General features: G+C 68.2%; 11 protein-coding genes. 4 read left to right on the top strand and 7 right to left on the bottom strand.

Features of this window, described 5'->3' with window-relative positions:
* Nucleotides 1-19 precede the first annotated feature (19 nt).
* Both ACFVJ5_RS11080 and ACFVJ5_RS11075 read right to left on the bottom strand, forming a co-directional pair.
* Nucleotides 20-3,559, bottom strand: a complete 3,540-nt coding sequence (locus tag ACFVJ5_RS11080; protein ID WP_379219867.1) for a protein kinase — start codon at nucleotides 3,557-3,559, stop codon at nucleotides 20-22.
* Nucleotides 3,560-3,712: 153 nt separating this feature from the next.
* Entirely contained in the window at nucleotides 3,713-4,786 is a 1,074-nt protein-coding gene (locus ACFVJ5_RS11075; RefSeq protein ID WP_379219866.1) for an esterase-like activity of phytase family protein, read from the bottom strand.
* A 233-nt stretch (nucleotides 4,787-5,019) separates the two neighbouring features.
* On the opposite strand from ACFVJ5_RS11075, the gene ACFVJ5_RS11070 reads away from it, so the two are divergent.
* Complete coding sequence (locus ACFVJ5_RS11070) at nucleotides 5,020-5,385, top strand: cupin domain-containing protein (protein WP_379219865.1); 366 nt, start codon at nucleotides 5,020-5,022, stop codon at nucleotides 5,383-5,385.
* 70 nt (nucleotides 5,386-5,455) lie between these two features.
* On the opposite strand, the gene ACFVJ5_RS11065 is transcribed toward ACFVJ5_RS11070, so the two are convergent.
* From ACFVJ5_RS11065 to ACFVJ5_RS11055, 3 genes are all read right to left on the bottom strand, one after another.
* Nucleotides 5,456-7,612 carry a 3-hydroxyacyl-CoA dehydrogenase NAD-binding domain-containing protein gene (locus tag ACFVJ5_RS11065; RefSeq protein ID WP_379219864.1) on the bottom strand — a complete coding sequence of 719 codons (2,157 nt, stop codon included), beginning with the start codon at nucleotides 7,610-7,612 and terminating at the stop codon, nucleotides 5,456-5,458.
* 43 nt (nucleotides 7,613-7,655) lie between these two features.
* Nucleotides 7,656-8,870 (bottom strand): acetyl-CoA C-acetyltransferase, encoded by a 1,215-nt coding sequence (locus tag ACFVJ5_RS11060; RefSeq protein WP_379219863.1) that lies wholly within the window; start codon nucleotides 8,868-8,870, stop codon nucleotides 7,656-7,658.
* A 189-nt stretch (nucleotides 8,871-9,059) separates the two neighbouring features.
* Nucleotides 9,060-11,573, bottom strand: coding sequence for a DNA polymerase III subunit gamma and tau (locus ACFVJ5_RS11055; RefSeq protein ID WP_379219862.1), 2,514 nt, complete (start codon nucleotides 11,571-11,573; stop codon nucleotides 9,060-9,062).
* Between the two features lie 445 nt (nucleotides 11,574-12,018).
* On the opposite strand from ACFVJ5_RS11055, the gene ACFVJ5_RS11050 reads away from it, so the two are divergent.
* Both ACFVJ5_RS11050 and ACFVJ5_RS11045 read left to right on the top strand, forming a co-directional pair.
* Nucleotides 12,019-12,843, top strand: coding sequence for a hypothetical protein (locus ACFVJ5_RS11050; RefSeq protein WP_379219861.1), 825 nt, complete (start codon nucleotides 12,019-12,021; stop codon nucleotides 12,841-12,843).
* A gap of 66 nt (nucleotides 12,844-12,909) precedes the next feature.
* The gene (locus tag ACFVJ5_RS11045; protein WP_379219860.1) at nucleotides 12,910-14,187 is read left to right on the top strand and encodes an ammonium transporter; all 1,278 of its coding nucleotides are present in this window, start codon (nucleotides 12,910-12,912) and stop codon (nucleotides 14,185-14,187) included.
* Here the strand turns inward: ACFVJ5_RS11045 and ACFVJ5_RS11040 are convergent.
* Both ACFVJ5_RS11040 and ACFVJ5_RS11035 read right to left on the bottom strand, forming a co-directional pair.
* Nucleotides 14,184-15,278, bottom strand: coding sequence for a neutral zinc metallopeptidase (locus tag ACFVJ5_RS11040; RefSeq protein WP_379219859.1), 1,095 nt, complete (start codon nucleotides 15,276-15,278; stop codon nucleotides 14,184-14,186). The two genes, ACFVJ5_RS11045 and ACFVJ5_RS11040, sit on opposite strands and share 4 nt — an antisense overlap.
* Nucleotides 15,279-15,464: 186 nt before the next feature.
* Nucleotides 15,465-16,376: a neutral zinc metallopeptidase gene (locus ACFVJ5_RS11035; protein ID WP_379219858.1), complete on the bottom strand. Its 912-nt coding sequence runs from the start codon at nucleotides 16,374-16,376 to the stop codon at nucleotides 15,465-15,467.
* Nucleotides 16,377-16,654: 278 nt separating this feature from the next.
* Here ACFVJ5_RS11035 and ACFVJ5_RS11030 point away from each other — a divergent pair, with 278 nt between their 5' ends.
* Complete coding sequence (locus tag ACFVJ5_RS11030; RefSeq protein ID WP_379219857.1) at nucleotides 16,655-18,277, top strand: DUF2207 family protein; 1,623 nt, start codon at nucleotides 16,655-16,657, stop codon at nucleotides 18,275-18,277.
* Nucleotides 18,278-18,332: the final 55 nt, after the last annotated feature.

Here is an 18,332-nt window from a genome sequence, read left to right as displayed (position 1 = left end):
CCCGGGCTACCGGGCCGCGTCAGGCGAGTAGTTCGTCGAGGAAGTGACCGGGCAGGGTGCGCAGGATCGGATGGTCCTGCCCGTCATGGGATTGCGTGCGCAGCACGTGGAGCAGGCCGACGACCCCCGGCCCCGCGTCCAGCAGCGGTCTGGTCCAGCCCAGTTCGGCGCAGGTGCGCAGGACCGGCAGCACCAGCCCGGTCGCCTCCCCGACCCATCCCGCCGACGCGAGGCACTCCGCGAGCAGCAACGTCGCGTCCAATTCCGCCCTGGGACGGCCCTGTTCGAGTGTTTTCGCGTAGATCACCCTGGCATGGCGGGCCGCGCGATCATCGGCGCGCAACCGCTGTTCGGCCAGCAGCACCCGGATGTCGGCGATGCCACGCGCCTCGGTGATCAACGCGGCGGCGCCCTTCTTCCGCCGTGCGCCGTTACCGGAGCTGTCGGGGACGAAGGCGTCCTCGCCCGCGGGGAAGCCGAGCCTGGACCGCTCGGCCCGCACATGCGCGTCCAGGCGAGCCAAGCCGTTCTCCGCGGCCACGCGCGCGCCTTCGTCGAGGCGGGCCGAGGCGGTGTACTGATCGCCGAGAGCCGCCTTCACCCTGGCCCCGACAACGAATGTCGCGATCAGGAAGTCGACGGGACCGACCCGGGTGACCAGCTCGTGGCTCTCGTCGAGGAGCCGATCGGCCAGCGTCAGATCGCCACGGCGATACGCCACTTCGCCGAGCAGGGCGGCCGCGATCCGTGCGGCGTCCGAGCGCGGCCCCGCCTTGGTCCGCGCGGTCTCGTACGCCTGCTCGAAAGAAGTGGTAGCCGCACCGATGTCGAGTTGCTCGTAGGCGGCGTCGCCCAGCGCGCACAGCCCGAAGACCGGACCGAGCGGGTCCTTGGACTGTGTGTGATAGTCGGCGGCCCAATCCTGTAGCTCGGTCACCGCGTCGAAGTCGAACTCGCACAGCCGAACGAACGACATCAGGTTGGCGGCGGTCGACACCGTCCAGGCGGGCAGGTCGCCGGGTTCTTCCACAATGGGTACCAGGATGTCGGCCACCTCGGCGATGTCATCGTGGGCTACCCGATCGGCGGCTTCCAGCACCGTTGCCACGCAGCGCTGTTCGGTCAGTTCCGGCTCACCGGGCGCGCTGCGGGCCAGCAGGTTCGACAGCCTGCCGAGCGCGCTGCGGGCGGTCCCCGTCTGCTGCATGTTCATGTTCGCCCTGGCCACCGCCATCAACAGCTTCGACCGTGAGGTCACCTGCTGCACCGGCAGTTTCGAGACGGTACCGAGCAGGGTAGCGAGCCGGGAGCCGTCGATCAGGTCCATGCCGCCGCTCTCGAGCAGGTCGGCGGCGAGTTTGAGATCGGTCGCGGCCAGCGCGTGATCCACCGACTTGCGCAGCAGTTGGTGCTCGGCATACCAGCGAGCGGCCCTGCGGTGCAGCACTTTCGAACGTCCGGGATGTTCGCGGTCGAGCCGGGCGCGCAGATGCTCGGCGAACAGCGGTTGCATGCGGTACCACTCCGGATCGTGCTGGATCCGATGCAGGAAGAGCTCACGCTGCTCGGCCTGCTCCAGCATCGCGGCGCCATCGGAGACGTCGGCGAGCAGCCCGGCCAGTGACCCGTTCACCCGCTCGACCACCGAGATCGCCATCAGGAACTCCAGCTGCTCGGGCGCCAGCGCGTCGAGCACGTTCTCGGCCAGGTACTCGCGCATCCCGTGCCCGCCCTCGGCGAGCGAGGCGAGCAACTGGGTCGGATCGGCCTTACCGCGCAACGTGAGGCTCACCAGCTGGATCGCGGCGGGCCAGCCGTCGGTCGCGAGGTGGATCTGCTCCACCTGCTCGTCGGTGAGCGCGAAACCGTTGCGCTCCACCAGGATCTGCCGGGTCTCCGATTCGGTGAGCCGCAGCGCGGCCGCGTCCAGCTCGACCAGTTCGTCGCGCACCCGCAGCCTGCTGATCGGCAGGCCGGACTGATCGCGACTGGTGATGACGAACCGCACGTGGTGGCAGCCGTTGTCGAGCAGGGTCGCCATCGCGCGTTGCACGCCGGGATCGCGCACCCGGTGCCAGTCGTCCACCACGACGACCACCGGTCGCCCGCTCGCGTGGATCTCGTCGATCAGGGTGGCGATCACATAGGCGACCGCGTCGGCGGGACGCTCCTCCAGCACCTGCTCGAGCCCCGCGCCGACATCGGGACGCACCCGGCGGATGGCCTCGATGAGGTGGGCGAGGAACCAGATCTCGCTGTCGTCGTCCTGGTCGACGCCCAGCCACGCCACCGGAATGTCGCGGGTGGCCAGGTCGGCGCGCCACTGCGTGGCGATGGTGCTCTTGCCGAAACCGGCGGGCGCGTGGATCAGGGCGAGTCGGCGCTCGCCGCCCGCACGCAGCACGTCGAGCAGGCGCTGGCGCGGGAAGGGTTCGCGCGCGGGCGTGGGCGGGCGGAATTTGGTGGCGGCGGTCGGCGGAAAGGTGCCGGTCGTCGAACTCTGCATGGGCACCGAGGCGCCTGCGGGCTGCAGAGTCAAGGGCCAGCTGCGGCGGCCGGTGACCGACTTCAGGACCTCCGGGGTGTCGGCGGTGGTCTCCTCGGAGTCGAGCAACGCCATTTCGTCGGGCATCTGGCCGTGCGCGCGCTGCACGTCGCGCAGCAGTTCGCCGAACTCGTAGGCCGAGGCGGGGCGGTCGGCGGGCTCGGGGGACATGGCCCGTTCGATCACCTCCGCCACGTCACCGGGGATGTCCTGGGCACGGAGGTCGGGGACGTGCTGGGTGGTGATGCGCAAGAACTGGGCGACCACCTTCTCCCCCGCGTGGCGTTCGAACGCGGCGTGGCCGGTGAGCAGGGCGAACAGAGTCGCGCCGAGGCCATAGATATCCGACCGCACGGTCGGTTCATTGCCTTTGAGTACCTCCGGCGCGGTGAACGCGGGCGAGCCGGTGATCAGGCTGCTCGACGTCTGGAAACCGCCCGGGATGCGGGCGATGCCGAAGTCGGTGAGTTGCGGTTCGCCGTAGCCGCTGATCAGCACGTTCGCCGGTTTCACATCCCGGTGCAGGATGCCCGCCCGATGCGCCGACTCGATCGCCGCGGCCAGCTTCACCCCGGCCCGGAGGGTATCCGACCAGGTCAGCGGGCCGCGATCGTGGATGAGACGTTCGAGCGAGCCGCGCGAGCAATACGGCATCACGATCAGCGGCAGCCCGGTCTCGGTCACGTCGACCTGCAGGATGTCGACGATATTCGGATGCCCGGACAGCCTGCCCATCGCCTGTTCCTCGCGCAGGAACCGTTCCCGGCTCTCCACATCGATCTCCGAGGACAGCACCTTCACCGCGACCACGCGATCCAGCGCCGGCTGCAAAGCCCGGTACACCACGCCGAATCCGCCGCGCCCGATCTCCTTGGCCCCCGTGAGTCCCATGGCATCGAGTTCCGCGATCACGGCCTCGTCGGGCACCCCCGGCGCCATCGTCCGCTGCGTATTCAGCCCCACCGGCGCCGCCTCGGCCAGCCCGCGCTGCATACGCGTCTGCTCCGGATCCATGTGACCACCTCTCACCATCGGCGTCACCGGCGTTTCGGTCGGCATGCGGGGATATCACCCGACATCACCGCACATATCCAAGCTAGCGCGATCCGGCATCTATCGGGTGGAGATTCGACGCTGTGGCGGCATCGGTTATCCGAAAACCACGGTTCAGCGCACCGCGAGCGCGATCAGCTGGGTGCGCTGCTCGGACGCGAAGTTGTTGTCCGCGACCAGCACCAACGTGCGCTCACCCGAGGGCAGGCGCGGACCCCAGGTCATTCCCTCGATGTTGTCGACGGCCTCGATCCCGAGATCGGTGAGGTCGGCGACGAGCCGCTTGGCCACCGGGCGAGCCCCCGCGACCGGCGCGTCGAGCACATTGCTCGCGGCCGCCGTGTCGATCTCGAAGATCCGCACCCGATTTCCCACGCCCTTGGCGAAAGCCCGTTCGACCACCAGGAACCGAGTCGGGTCGAACGTGTCGTCGGCGAGGATCGCGGTCACGCCGTTGCTCGCCTGCCCGGCCTCCGGCCGCGATTCGGCGAACACCGGCTCCAACGGATACGCGTACTGCGCCAGCACCGGCCCGAACCTGGCCTGGACGGTGATCCGCGTCGTAGCCCCCGCCGTAGTCGTCGCACCCGGCCCGTCTTGGAGCAGCGGACCCTCCATCGCGGTCACGAACAACGCCCCACCGGCCGCGAATGTCGCCCCTTCGAGCGCCTGATTCTGCCGTGGCCCCCGATCCGCTTGCATCCGTTCGTTTTCCGGAATCGGCAGCTCCGCGACGAACCCACCATCCGCGCGCGCTACCCGCACCGAAGGATCGGCAAGCACCGCGCCGGCCCGCTCTCCCTCCTGCGTCCAGAAGTAGTCCCCCGTCCACGGATCGACCCGAATGTCTTCCGGGTCCACCGATTTCGGCGAATACACACTTCCGTCAGCCCGCAGCAGCGGCCGGGTCCCAGCGAAGTCGACCGGACCGATTCCCGTCTCCCCCACCGGAATTCGAGCCGTGTACACCCGGGCAGGCCCCTTCTCCGACCGGTCATCGCTGATCAAGACGAATTCCCCGGTGCCGGAGAGATAGTCGATTCCCGACAGCCCTCCCACCACCGTCCCCGCGAACTCGACATCGTGCGCGACGACCTGCTCCCCCAATACCCGCACGCCCTCGACCGCGGCCCCCGCATCCGGCACCGCGCCCCCCGCGACGACAATTCCCAGAACCGCTGCAGCCACCCGACGTCCCATGGACGACAAGCTATCCACCCCACCACACCCCTGGGTGAACACCACCCGAACTGTCGGTCGCCGCCCACCTCCACGAAGCCGCACCCCGAGCCGGGGCTCTTGCGCCTCACGGCGAATCGGCGAAGACTTGAATTCTCGGTGGGCGCCGCCGTGGGCCGTGCTGCCCTCCACTCGGTGGACCACGACATGACCGCTCATCACCCGAGCCGAAGTGAGATGTCATGTCCACGCTGGTCCGCATGAGTTTCGACGCGCCCGAGGAAACCCGGCCGTTCGAGCAGGGGAAAGGTCGACTCGACCTGGTCAATGTCGACAGCGGCCCGGTGGGCCGCGCGGTCTTCGAACCCGGTTGGCGATGGAGTGAACACGTGAAACCGATCGCGGGCACCGACAGCTGTCAGGCCGCGCACATCGGGTACTGCCTGTCCGGGCGGATCGTGGTGGAGATGGACGACGGCAAACAACTGGAATTCGGCCCCGGCGACGTCATGATCGCCTCCCCCGGACACGATGCCTGGGTCGTCGGCGCCGAGCCGTGCGTAGTGCTCGACTGGCAGGGCTACGCCGACTACGCCAAGCCTCGATAAAACGGCGGACGCCCGCCACCTCAGCGAGGTGACGGGCGTCCGGACCCGGCCGAAACCGGGAACTACCGACTTACTTGCGCAGCGAGGCCGGAACCTCGAAACGCGGGCCGAACTTCGCGGCCAGCTCGTCGGCGCGGGCCACGAAGGCCTCCTGGCCACCGGGGTAGCCGACGATGAACTGGTGCGAGCCACCCGACCAGGCCGGGAAGCCGATGCCGAAGATCGAGCCGATGTTCGCGTCGGCGGTGCTGGTGAGCACGCCTTCGTCGAAGCACTTCTGGGTCTCGATGGCCTCGGCGAACATCATCCGGTCCTTGAGATCCTGGAAGGTGACACCCTCCGGGAGCTCACGGCTCGAGTTGAAGATCTCGCGCAGGTCGTCCCACAGGCCGGTGGCCTTGCCGTCGACGTACTCGTAGAAGCCCGCGCCGCCCAGCTTGCCCTTGCGGTCGTACTTCTCGACCAGGGTGTCGAGGACCTCGGCGGTCTTCGCGGACGCGGCATTGAGCTCGCCACCGGCGGCGACGATGGCCGCGGAGGTTTCCTTGTAGATCTTCTGCATGGTGGTGAAGTTCAGCTCGTCGCTGAGCTTCAGCGGCGCGGCCGGGTAGCCCGCCTGCAGACCGGCCTGCTCGACGGTGGCCGGGTCGACACCCTCAGCGACCATGGAGATGGCCTCGTTGATGAAGGTACCGATCACGCGCGAGGTGAAGAAGCCACGGCTGTCGTTGACGACGATCGGGGTCTTCTTGATGGCGAGGGTGTAGTCGTACACCCGCGCCAGCGCCTCGTCGGAGGTGTTCTTGCCCTTGATGATCTCCACCAGCGGCATCTTGTCCACGGGGGAGAAGAAGTGGATACCGATGAAGTCCTCGGAGCGCTTCACACCGTCGGCGAGCAGGGTGATCGGCAGGGTCGAGGTGTTCGAGCCGAGCAGGGCATCGGCGTCGACGATGTCCTCGATCTCCTGGAAGACCTTGTTCTTGAGGTCCGGGTTCTCGAACACGGCCTCGATGACGAAGTCGACACCCTTGAAGTCGGCCGCGTCGGCGGACGGGGTGATGCGAGCCAGCAGCGCGTCGGACTTCTCCTGGGTGGTCTTGCCACGCGAGAGTGCCTTGGCCTCGATGGCCTCGGCGTAGCCCTTGCCCTTGACGGCGTTGGCGAGCTCGACGTCCTTGAGCACGACCTCGTAGCCGGCCTTGGCCGAGACGTAGGCGATGCCCGCGCCCATCATGCCGGCGCCGATGACACCGATCTTCTTGATCTCACGCTTGGGCACATCCTCGACGGACGGACGCGAGCCGCCACCGTTGATGTGGTTGAGGTCGAAGAAGAACGCCTGGATCATGTTCTTCGCGACCGGACCGGTCAGCAGGCTCGTGAAGTAACGGCCCTCGATGGTCAGCGCGTTGTCGATGTCGACCTGCGCACCCTCGACCGCCGCGGCCATGATGGCGCGCGGGGCGGGCATGTTGGTGCCCTTGATCTGCTTGCGCAGGTTGGCCGGGAACGCGGGCAGGTTCGCCGCGAAGGCCGGGGTGGACGGGGTGCCGCCGGGGATCCGGTAGCCCTTCTTGTCCCACGGCTGCGCCGCTTCGGGGTTGGCCGCGATCCACACCTTGGCGGCGGGGATCAGTTCCTCGACCGTGGCGACGACCTCATCGATCAGGCCGATTTCCTTGGCCTTGGTGACGCGGTGACGCTGGCCCTGCAGCAGCACCTGCATCAGCGCGTTCTGCAGGCCGAGCATGCGCACGGTGCGGGTCACGCCGCCACCACCGGGCAGCAGGCCAAGGGAGACCTCGGGCAGGCCGATGGCCGAACCCTTGACGTCGGCCGCGATGCGGTAGTGGGTGGCCAGCGCGATCTCGAGGCCACCACCGAGGGCAGCGCCGTTGATGGCGGCGACGACCGGCTTGCCGAGCTGCTCGAGGCGACGCAGCGGGGCCTTGACGTCGGTGACCATCTTGACGACCTCGGCCGCGTTGTCCGGGCCGACCTTCATCATGTTCTTCAGGTCGCCGCCGGCGAAGAAGGTCTTCTTGCCCGAGGTGATAACGACACCGGTGATGTCGTCCTTCTCCGCCTCGAGGCGGTCGACGGTGGCGTTCATCGACGCGAGGTACGCGTCGTTCATGGTGTTGGCGCCCTGGCTGGGGTCGTCGATAGTGAGGACGACCACGCCGTCGGCGTCCTTCTCCCAGCCGATGATGTTGTCAGTCATAGTTTTTCGTTCTCTCCTATGAGAAGTGAAAGTCGGCCGGAGCTCAGACGCGCTCGATGATGGTGGCGACGCCCATGCCGCCGCCGATGCACAGGGTGATCAGGCCGTAGCGCGCGTTGCGACGCTCCAGCTCGTCGAGCACCGTGCCGGTGATCATCGCGCCGGTGGCACCCAGCGGGTGGCCCATCGCGATCGCGCCACCGTTGACGTTCAGCTTCTCGTCCGGGACGTTCAGGTCCTTCTGGAACTTCAGCACCACGGAGGCGAAGGCCTCGTTGATCTCGACGAGGTCCATGTCCTCGATCGTCAGACCGGCCTTGGCCAGCGCCTTCTTGGCGGCCGGGGTGGGACCGGTCAGCATGATGGTGGAGTCCGCACCGGAGGTGGCGGTCGCGACGACGCGGGCACGCGGGGTCAGACCCGAGTTCTTGCCCGCTTCTTCGGAACCGATCAGCAGCAGGGCGGCGCCGTCGACGATGCCCGAGCTGTTGCCACCGTGGTGGACGTGGTTGATCTTCTCGATGTAGGTGAACTTCTGCAGCGCGACGGCGTCGAAGCCACCCATCTCACCGATGCCGGCGAAGGCCGGGTTCAGCTTGCCGAGGTCGGCGGCGGTGGTGCCGGGACGCATGTGCTCGTCGTTGTCGAGCACGACCAGGCCGTTGATGTCCTTGACCGGGACGATCGACTTGGCGAAGTAACCGCCGGTGGTCGCCGCGGCGGCCAGGTCCTGCGAGCGCACCGCGTAGGCGTCGACGTCATCGCGGGTGAAGCCCTCGATGGTGGCGATCAGGTCGGCCGAGATGCCCTGGGGCACGAAGTAGCCGTCGTAGTTGGTGGCCGGGTCGAGCGCCCAGGAGCCGCCGTCGGAGCCCATCGGGACGCGCGACATCGACTCGACGCCACCGGCGATGACGAGATCGTCGAAGCCGGAGCGAACCTTCTGCGCAGCCAGGTTCACGGCCTCGAGGCCGGAAGCACAGAAGCGGTTGAGCTGGAAGCCACCGACGGTGTCGGGCAGGCCGGCGATGGTGACCGCGGTGCGGGCGATGTCCATGCCCTGGTCACCGACGGGGGTGACCACGCCGAGGATGAGGTCCGAGATCTGGTCCTCGTCGAGGTTCGGGAAGCGGCCACGCAGCTCCTGGATCAGACCAACAGTCAGATCGATCGGCTTGACCGAGTGCAGCGAGCCGTTCTTCTTGCCGCGGCCGCGCGGAGTGCGGATGGCCTCGTAGATGTAGGCCTCTGTGGTCATATCGGAGTGTTTCCTTCCTTGGGGTGCGGTGGCCGCACGAACGCCACGACCGATCGTCTCGACGCCGTACAAATCCCGGCAGGCACCAGCGGAGCATAGAACCATGCTCATCCGGTGAAACCGGCCACCCGTTCATACTACCGTGGTGTGCGAACTCCGGTTAACTTAACGCGGTACGGACGGTGGCTGTCAACCATCCAGACTCTTTGCTCCGAACTGTTCACGTAGCAACGCCAGCGCGACCTCGTCCGGGTCTTGACGGTCACCGGGAGCCACCGGCACCGCGGCGGCGGCCAGCATCTCCCGTTCCTCCTCCGGGGTCGGCGGGGCCAGAACGGCGGCGCTGCGCGCGGAATCGCCACCGGACCGGGACTCGGGCCCCTCGTCCGGGCCGGGGTCGTCGGGGAGGTCAGGGAAATCCGGCGGCGGAATGTCGTCGTCGGACGGCCGGTTCGCCCGGTTCGGCGACTGGTTGCCCGCCGCCTGGCTCGGCCGCGAGAACTTGGGGCGTCCTGCCGGCTTGCTCTCCGGATTTCCCGTGCCCCGGGCGGGCCCGGCCTTGGCGGCGGGCGCGGGTCGCGGCGCGGGCGCACCGGTCTCCCAGCGCACATCCAGTTCACGCCCGAGCACGGCCCGCACCGCCGAGCGCACCGCCTCGATATTGCGCGGATCGGACAACCGCTGCGCCAACGGCGCGGCCGGATGCGCGAAAACGATCACCTCGCCCTCGACCCGTGACACCGCCGCCCCCGACAACAGCGCCTGCAAGGTAGCCCCGAACTCCCGCACCCTGCCCTTGATCTCCGGCCACGCGGCATCGACGATCCCGACCAGATCCTCGGGGGGAGCCGCCGCCTGCGGTGCGCTGACCTGCGGCTCTGCCGGTATCGCCGACTCGGCGTCAGGCTGCTCGCTCGGCGTCGAATCGACCTGCGGCGCTTCTACTTCCGCAGGCACCGCAGCGACGGGTTCGGCCGGCAGGGGGGCAGGCTCAGGACTTTCGACGGGCGTGTTGTCGACGGGTTGTGCGACAACAGCGTCATTCACCGAACCTTCGGCGGGCGACGATGCCTGGGGTACAACGCTTTCCGACGCTGACGGCATGTCCGCTGCCGTTCGCACCGGCGGAACGGGTGGCGAGGCCTGCGGGGCTTGCACAGCCGGTGCGGGCTGCGCGGCTTGCACGGGCGGTGCGGCTTGCACCTGCGGAGCGGGCGGTGCGGCTTGCACCTGCGGAGCGGGCTGAACGGCTTGCACCTGCGGAGCGGGTGGCGCGGCGGGCGCAGCCGGCGCGGGTCGCACCGGCGCAGCCGGGGCCTCGGCCACTATCGGCGCGGCCTGAGCAGGGATGTTCTCCTCCGCCGCCGCAGGGCGAGCAGCGGGCGGGGGTGCCGAACCACCTGCGGCCGCTTCCTTTTCCGCCCGGGCAGCGGCGAGGAGTTCCGCACCTCGGCGCCGGCTTTCACTGCTGGACGACGGCGCGGCGGGGCGCTCGACAGGCGATTCACCCGCGGCGGGCCCCGGGCGGGCAGGAGCAGGGACGGAGCCACCGGCGAATCCGCGTTCCAAGCGTTCCAGCCGTTGCAGGGTGGCCGACTCGGTGTCGGACACCGATGGCAGGAGCATCCGGGCGCAGATCACTTCGAGGAGCAGGCGCGGAGCGGTGGCGCCGCGCATTTCGCCGAGACCCTCGTGCAGAAGTTCGGCGTAGCGGGTGAGGGTGGCGGGGCCGAGGCGTTCGGCCTGGTCACGCATCCGTTCCATGACGTCGCCGGGACCGGAGACCAGGCCGCGGTCGGCGGCGTCGGGGACCGCGCGCAGCAGGATCAGGTCGCGCAGCCGTTCGAGCAGGTCGACGGCGAAACGGCGCGGGTCGTGGCCCGCTTCCATCACCGAATCGACCGTGTTGAACAGGGCCGCACCATCATCGGCGGCCAGCGCGTCGATGGCGTCGTCGATCAGCGCCACATCGGTGACCCCGAGCAGCGAGACCGCGCGCGGGTAGGTGACACCGTCCGGTCCGGCGCCCGCCAGCAGTTGGTCGAGCACGCTCAGGCTGTCGCGCGGCGAACCACCACCGGCCCGGATGACCAGCGGATACACCGCCTCCTCCACCGGCACGTGCTCCTGCTCGCAGATCTTGCCGAGCAGTCCGCGCATGGTGGCGGGCGGCAGCAGCCGGAACGGATAGTGGTGCGTGCGTGAGCGAATCGTCGGCAGCACCTTGTCCGGCTCGGTGGTGGCGAAGATGAAGATCAGGTGGGCGGGCGGTTCCTCGACGATCTTGAGCAGCGCGTTGAAACCGGCCGTGGTAACCATGTGCGCCTCGTCGACGATGAATACGCGGTAGCGCGACTCGGCGGGCGCGTAGAAGGCGCGATCGCGGAGCTCACGGGTGTCGTCGACACCACCGTGACTGGCCGCGTCGAGTTCGATCACGTCGAGATTGCCCGAGCCGCCCGGCCCGAGCGCCACGCACGACGAGCACGTACCGCACGGCGTCGACGTCGGCCCGTCCACGCAGTTCAGCGACCGCGCGAGGATGCGCGCGGACGACGTCTTACCGCAGCCACGCGGCCCGGAGAACAGATACGCGTGACTGATCCGTCCGGTATCCAGCGCTGTACTCAGCGGGTCGGTGACGTGCTCCTGACCCACTACTTCTGCGAATGTCGCCGGTCGATACTTCCGGTACAGAGCCACGACCCACAGGCTACCGAGAGCGTCCGACAGGGTTTATCGGCGGCTGGCACTGTACCCACGCGAGGTAACGAAGCCTTGATCATGATGTGATCTAAATCACATTGAATTTCACGGTATGGAGCGTACGTGCAAAGCGTGCCACAGGGCGCAACGGCTGAGCTATCGACTGCCGAATACGCGGCGAATCCGCCACTGAACAATCTATTGATACTGGTTGCCCGAGGAATGCAAACTAATTCCCCGGTTGACGGCCCCTTACCGGATGTAACGAAATAATGAACGGTCGTGACAGCAGCGCAAGTGCCTGGCTACCGTGGATCTCGGCAACTTCGGTGGCCAAACCTTCATCAGGTTGGTGACCCCGGCCGGTCCCTCATCCCGACCGGGGCACAACCTTCGCGCACCGATCGCTCCCCCACCGCACCGACCGGAGGAACGTTTCACCGTGCTGTCGTGTGATGACATCGCAACCGCCTGGCTCGCCCACACCGACTTCGCCGGCGACAACGCCGCGGTCGGGCTATTGAGCCGGGCGATCAGCCCACAAGACTTCGACATAAAACGCGACTCGTTACCCGTCGCTGCCGCAGCCGACCCGGCGACCGCCGACGCCATCCTGCAACTGCTGGAACGCGGGCAGGTGCCGACGATGGCCGCCATTCGCACGCTCACCGCGCAGAACGAGATGCGCCGCGAGGCCGAGCGGATCGAACGGCTCGGCCGCCGCGCCCAGCGCAGCATCGACGAGTTCGGCCGCGTCCTCGCCCGCCTCGCCGCCGCGCACTGGACCGACCACGATATCGGCCCCACCAGGCGCGATATCCTCGCCGACGCCGAGGTCTGCACGCTCATCGCCGAACGGGTGGGTGAGATCGCGCCGTCTGCGGTCAAGCACCTGTGGCTGATCGAACGGGCGCAGCGCGCGGGCTGGATCGCCTCGAACGCGAGCCCCGGTTCACTGTGTCCGGCGCGGCGCTGGCACACCACCAAGTACGGCAACCGGGTTTCGCAGAAGCCGGTCAACATGGTCGGCAAGCTGGTCGCGGGCTTCGTCGTGGAACACACCGCCGACCGCGGCAAGCCGCCGAGCTGGGCGGTGCTCGCCCGCGACGCGCGCGACGATCGCGGCCGCCGCCTGTTCTTCGATGTGGCCGACGCGCATGCCCAGCGCCGCTGGCTCACCACCGCCGAGTGGCTCACGGACGGCGATGACCTGCCCGTTCCCGGCAAGCGCGGCGCGCGGGCATTGGCCAAGGAAAACCGGGGCTAGCGCCGCCACCCGCGGTGAGTGTTCGGTAACTTTCTCGCAACGCATCCACGCGTGAAAGGAGTTACCGTGCCCGCAACGATCGACCCAGCGGCCACTGCTTGGCTACTCGCGGCCACCGCCATGGTGCTGTTGATGACGCCCGCACTGGCCGTTTTCTATGGCGGGATGGTGCGCTCGACCGGCGTGCTGAACATGCTGATGATGAGCTTCATCGCGATCCCGCTGGTCACCGTGGTCTGGCTGGTCGCCGGCTACAGCCTCGCGTTCGGCGACGACGCGGGTGGCGGCCTGATCGGCAATCTCGAGCATCTCGGGCTGGCCGGGATCAACCCCGACTCCGTCCGCGGCACCATTCCGGAGCTGCTGTTCGTCACCTTCCAGCTGACGTTCGCGATCCTGACCGCCGCCCTGGTCTCGGGCGCCATCGCCGACCGGGCCAAGTTCGCGGGCTGGATGGTGTTCGTTCCGCTGTGGACGCTGGCGGTGTACGCGCCGATCGCGCACTGGGTGTGGGGGCCGGACGGCTGGCTGCTGAACTTCGGTGCGCTCGACTACGCGGGCGGTCTGGTGGTCGAGATCGCCTCCGGCGCTTCCGCCCTGGCCCTGGCGCTGGTACTCGGACCGCGAATCGGTTTCAACATCGACGCGATGCGTCCGCACAACCTGCCGTTCGTGCTGCTCGGCGCCGGTCTGCTGTGGTTCGGCTGGTTCGGTTTCAACGCGGGCTCCGCGCTGGGCGCCACCGGCACCGCGGCGGCGGTCTTCCTGAACACCCTGGTCGCGGGCAGTCTCGGCATGCTCGGCTGGCTCATCGTCGAACAGATCCGCGACGGCAGGCCGACCACGTTCGGTGCGGCCTCGGGCGCGGTGGCCGGGCTGGTCGCGATCACCCCGTCCTGCGGCGTGGTGAACACCCTCGGTGCGGTGCTGGTCGGCCTGGCCGCAGGCGTGGTGTGTTCGTTCGCGGTCGGCTGGAAACACAAGGCGGGCTACGACGATTCGCTCGACGTGGTCGGCGTGCACTTCGTGGGCGGCATCGTGGGCACGGTGCTGATCGGCCTGCTGGCCACCCAGGTGATGACCGGCGGCGTGAACGGTCTGCTCTACGGCGGCGGCCTCGCCCAGCTCGGCAAGCAGCTCGTCGCGGTCCTGGTGGTCGCGGCCTACGCCTTCGCGGTCTCGTGGGTGCTCGGCAAGGGCATCGACAAGATCATCGGCTTCCGCGTGAGCAAGGAAGACGAGACAGCGGGCATCGACTTCGCCCTCCACGCCGAAACCGCCTACGCCGAAGGCGTTCACGGCTCCTCGCCCCGCCGCTTCGGCGAAGGCCACTACGGGAATTAGCTCACTTCGTCGGACGGTGCCAGCCAGGTGTTGCATTGGAAGTTGCGATTCTTCGTGTAGCCCTGGTTGTACCAATTGCCGTTGTGGTCCGGGGTGCCGTGATCTCGGTGGCGGCCGTTGCCGTCACCGAGGTCGTAGTGGTGCTTCACCGCGGCGTAGCCCTCCTGCGAGGTCCATGAGCCGCCCGCTTCCGAAGAGCCGATGTACATGCCGCCGAAACAGCTGGCCTGCAACTCCATTCGACGCGACGTCTCCAGCCCACCCGCCGACATCGTGCCCTGCTCACGACGCTGATTCGACGAGGCCTGCATCACGCCGGTGAGCCCCTGGACGTGGTGACCGTACTCATGCGCGTAGATCGACAGCGCTTCCATCGGCGGATACGGCGTGTTGTGCAGGACCAGCCCCACCGTCGACATGTAGATGGTGCTCGAAGCGCTGCAGTAGAACGCGCCGCTGGACGAGCCACCGCATGGCGATGACAGCTCCGAAGAGTTCTCCGCGACAACAAGTCCCGGACTCTTGAAGGGCAGATTCGCGGCGGCCAAGTTCGACCGCCACATCTGATCGAGACAGACCTGTGCCGCCGCGAAGTAGGCCCTGGCCACCGTCACGTCGGTCGACCAGCGCGGCAGATCGCAGTCCATGTTCGTCAGGCCCGCGTCGTCGTTCTTGAACAGTGGATGCTGACCGAGCGCGATAACAGGTTGCGGCCCCGCCGGTTTGGTCGTTGTCGGCGCCGTGGTGCGCGCGGTGGTCGTGGCGCGCGCTGTCGTCGGATTCGTGGTCGGCACCGGCGAATTCGAGCTGTAGGTGAAACTCGGCGGCGTCGTCCCGGCGACCGATCCGGGCGAGCTCTGCTCGGACAGGGTCACCGCGGCAACCAGCAACCCGATGACCCCGAACACGGTCAACACCGTCAGCACCGCACCGACCGCACCCGATCCACCCCGGCGCGGCGGCGGATACCCCTGCGGCGCATAACCGTACGGCGGCGGCAACGGCCTACCGTGAGGCGGCATCACGGGCCGACCGTACTGCGGCATCTGTCCCCCATACGGCGGCATCTGCCCGCCATGCGGCGGCGGCATGGGCCTACCGTACGGCGGCTGCGGAGGAGGCGGGGGATACATAAAAATCACCTGACAACTGATCACGCACGGACATGGGTAACTCACCGGGAACGGGCTGACTCACCCCGCACCCCGCCGTCGGCCGCCCACGCTACCGGTGTGGCACACGAGCCCGGCTAGAAGGCGCGGAGAGGCGGTACAGCCTCAGTTCACTTCGCTCGCTGACACGGTGAAGGTGTTGCACTGGGCCGTGAGGTTGCGATCCAAGCCGGTTTCGAACCACTGGCCGCCGTGCTCGGCGGTGCCGTGGTCGCGCATGTCGCCGGGGCCGTCACCGCGGCCGTAGGAATCCTTGGTGGCGACCGTGACCTGCGAGGAGGTCAGCGAGCCGCCGCCCTTCGAGGAGGCGATGAACATGCCGTCGAAGCAGTTGGCCTGCAACTCGACTCGGCGCGAGAGCTCCAGGCCCTTGGCCGAGCGGGCGCCCGCGTCGACGCGCTCGCTGTTGGCCTTGCGCAGGATGCCCGACTGGGCCTGCACGTGGTGGCCGTACTCGTGCGCGAACACCGACAGGTACACCACCCAGTTGTCGCGGAACTGATCGGTCTGCAGCTGGCTGATCGGCATGTAGATGGTCTTGTTCGCCGGGCAGTAGAAGGCGGCGAAGTTGCTCGTCGAACCGGTGCACGGGGTGGTGATGCCGTCGGTGGTCGCGGTGACGCTGAGCGTCGGCGACTCGAAGGGCAGATTGTTCTCCGCCAGCAGCGGTTTCCACGCCGACTCCAGGCACTTCGCGGCCGACTCGAAGAAGGTGCGTGCCTTGTCCACCTGGGTGCCCCACGGCGCGTAATTGCACGATGCCGGGACCAGGGTGCCGTCGGCGTCGGTGAGCAGTGGGTTGTCGCCGGTCGCGGCGGGTGCGGTACCGGGCTGGGGGGTATAGGTAGTGGTCGGTTTCGGACCGATCGCGCCGATCCCGAGGTCGACGCCGGTATTGACGGCGTATTTCACCAGGCCGCCGACCAGCAGGAAGATGACGACCAGGATTGCCGAGGTGAAGCCACCGCCCCGCTTACGCGGCGGCGGAGTCGGCCTGCCCGGCGGCCCGTAGGGCATCGGCGGTGGGCGGTATCCCGGCGGCGGACCATACGCCGGACGCTGCCCATGACCCTGTGGATAACCCTGCGGCTGTGGATAACCTGGCTGCCCATATCCCGGTTGTGGCCGGTATCCCGGGGGCGGACCATAGCCGGGGGGCGGTGGAACCGGTCGTCCACCTGGGCCGTTCGGCCCATAACCGTACGGTGGTTGAGTCACTCCCCCGTACCCCCCTCGTCTCATGAGTCGTCGACAGCCGCTGACGCAGAATAGCAAGCTGTCTAGAGTAAGCACCCATGCTGACTTTTCGGGGGGGCGCCGCAGGCGCGCTGCTGCTCGCTGCGGCGGGTTTGCTCGTGGCCGCGCCGGTAGCCCATACGGAGCCCTCGACCTCCGGTGTTTCGATCACCGCCGACCTCACCCTCACCGAAACCGGTGTGCTCGAAGTCATCGAAACTGTCGCGGTACCCGCGGACGGAAATTTCACGATGTCGCTGCCGTTGCGCCTCAAGGTCGGTGACGACGTCGAACGAATCTTCAAGGTCACCGATGTGACCGCGAGCGGTGCGGGCACCGCCACCACCGTCAACGACCAGTTCGTCGTCGAGGCGAAGCCGGGCGAATCGAAGTTCACGTATACGGTGCACAACACCGTCTCCGACATGCCGGGCACGCAGGTGTTCCACTGGCTGGGCGTGCTCAACGCCGATATCGCCGTGCTCGACGTCTCGGTGATCAGCCCGAGCTTCCAAATGGGCATCGTGGACTGCAAACTCGGCTCCGCCGGCAATGCCAAGCCGTGCGCCGATGTCCACACCGAACCCGACGGCGTGCTCTACCTGCACCAGACCGACCTGCGCAAGGGCGATGCCATCGACCTCACCTTGCAGATGCCCCCCGGCACCGTGCCCGCGAATGCCGATGTGCGCGGCGGAGGTACGGGCCCGTTCGCCTTCACCACGCCGGTGTTCGCCGCCTTCGGCGCCTTCCTGCTCGCCTTGGCGGGCATGATCGCCTACGTGCTGCTGGCGCGGAAGCGGGCCGCCGCCGCCGTGGCGGGCAGCGACGCCTTCGATCCGCTGATCCAGCAGGCAGGCCGCGTCGAGTTCACCTCCCCCGATGGTGTGCTCCCCGGCGAGGCGGGCCTGATCATCGACGAACACGCCGATCCGGTCGACATCGCCGCCACCGTCGTCGATCTCGCCGTCCGGCGCTACCTGTGGATCACCCCCGTGAACGCGCGTGGCGAAGACGACTGGCGCATCAGCCGCGTCAACGCCCCCGACGACCAGCTGCGCGAATACGAGCGCACCGTCTACGACATGCTGCTCCCCGAAGGCACCGACACCGTCGCCGTGCGCGAACTGCGCGCCCCCGGCCGCCTGCAACTGGACCCGATCCGCGCCGCCATGCGCAACGACGCCGTCGCCACCGGCGCCTTCGCCGACCCGAAACAGCGCGCTCTCCCCCGCTGGATCGGCGCCGCCCTGATCGCCCTCGGCCTGATCATCACGGTCGCACTGGCCCTGACCGCGGGCCACGCCCTGGTCGGCGTAGCCATCGCCCTGGCAGGCGGAGCCGCCGTGCTGCTCCCCAACTACCTCCCCACCCGAACCCCCCTCGGCGACACCGTCGCAGGGCGGATCCGCGCGATGCACCGCGGCCTCGACACCGTCGTGCGCGACCGAATCCCGCCCATCGACCAGGAGACGATCTTCTCCCGCGCCCTCCCTTACACGGTGATCAGCGGCCGAGCAGACAACTGGATCCGCACCTTCCGCGACATGAACCCCGCAGCCGACTCACAACCCGGCCTCTACTGGTTCGCCGGTTACGACCGGGACCCCAACCTCCACCGGTTCGCCGCCCAATTCCCGTTCTTCATCACGGCCCTGGAGGGAGCCTTCAACCCGCGCTGAGCGACCTGGGCACACGAAAAGGCCCTGCCACTCATCAAGAGCGGCAGGGCCTTTC

Origin of the sequence: Nocardia sp. NPDC127606, assembly GCF_042671725.1 — a bacterium.
In the GTDB taxonomy this organism is placed as follows: Bacteria; Actinomycetota; Actinomycetes; order Mycobacteriales; family Mycobacteriaceae; genus Nocardia.
The sequence above is the reverse complement of the archived record's forward strand: the minus strand, read 5'-3'. Positions and strand labels throughout refer to the sequence as shown.

Excerpts from the sequence above, each read along its gene's own strand:
- ACFVJ5_RS11080 (WP_379219867.1), bottom strand. The coding sequence starts at position 3,559 with ATGGATCCGGAGCAGACGCGTATGCAGCGCGGGCTGGCCGAGGCGGCG.
- ACFVJ5_RS11070 (WP_379219865.1), top strand. The coding sequence starts at position 5,020 with ATGTCCACGCTGGTCCGCATGAGTTTCGACGCGCCCGAGGAAACCCGG.
- ACFVJ5_RS11065 (WP_379219864.1), bottom strand. The coding sequence starts at position 7,612 with ATGACTGACAACATCATCGGCTGGGAGAAGGACGCCGACGGCGTGGTC.
- ACFVJ5_RS11060 (WP_379219863.1), bottom strand. The coding sequence starts at position 8,870 with ATGACCACAGAGGCCTACATCTACGAGGCCATCCGCACTCCGCGCGGC.
- ACFVJ5_RS11040 (WP_379219859.1), bottom strand. The coding sequence starts at position 15,278 with ATGCCGCCGCCGCATGGCGGGCAGATGCCGCCGTATGGGGGACAGATG.
- ACFVJ5_RS11035 (WP_379219858.1), bottom strand. The coding sequence starts at position 16,376 with ATGCCCTACGGGCCGCCGGGCAGGCCGACTCCGCCGCCGCGTAAGCGG.
- ACFVJ5_RS11030 (WP_379219857.1), top strand. The coding sequence starts at position 16,655 with ATGCTGACTTTTCGGGGGGGCGCCGCAGGCGCGCTGCTGCTCGCTGCG.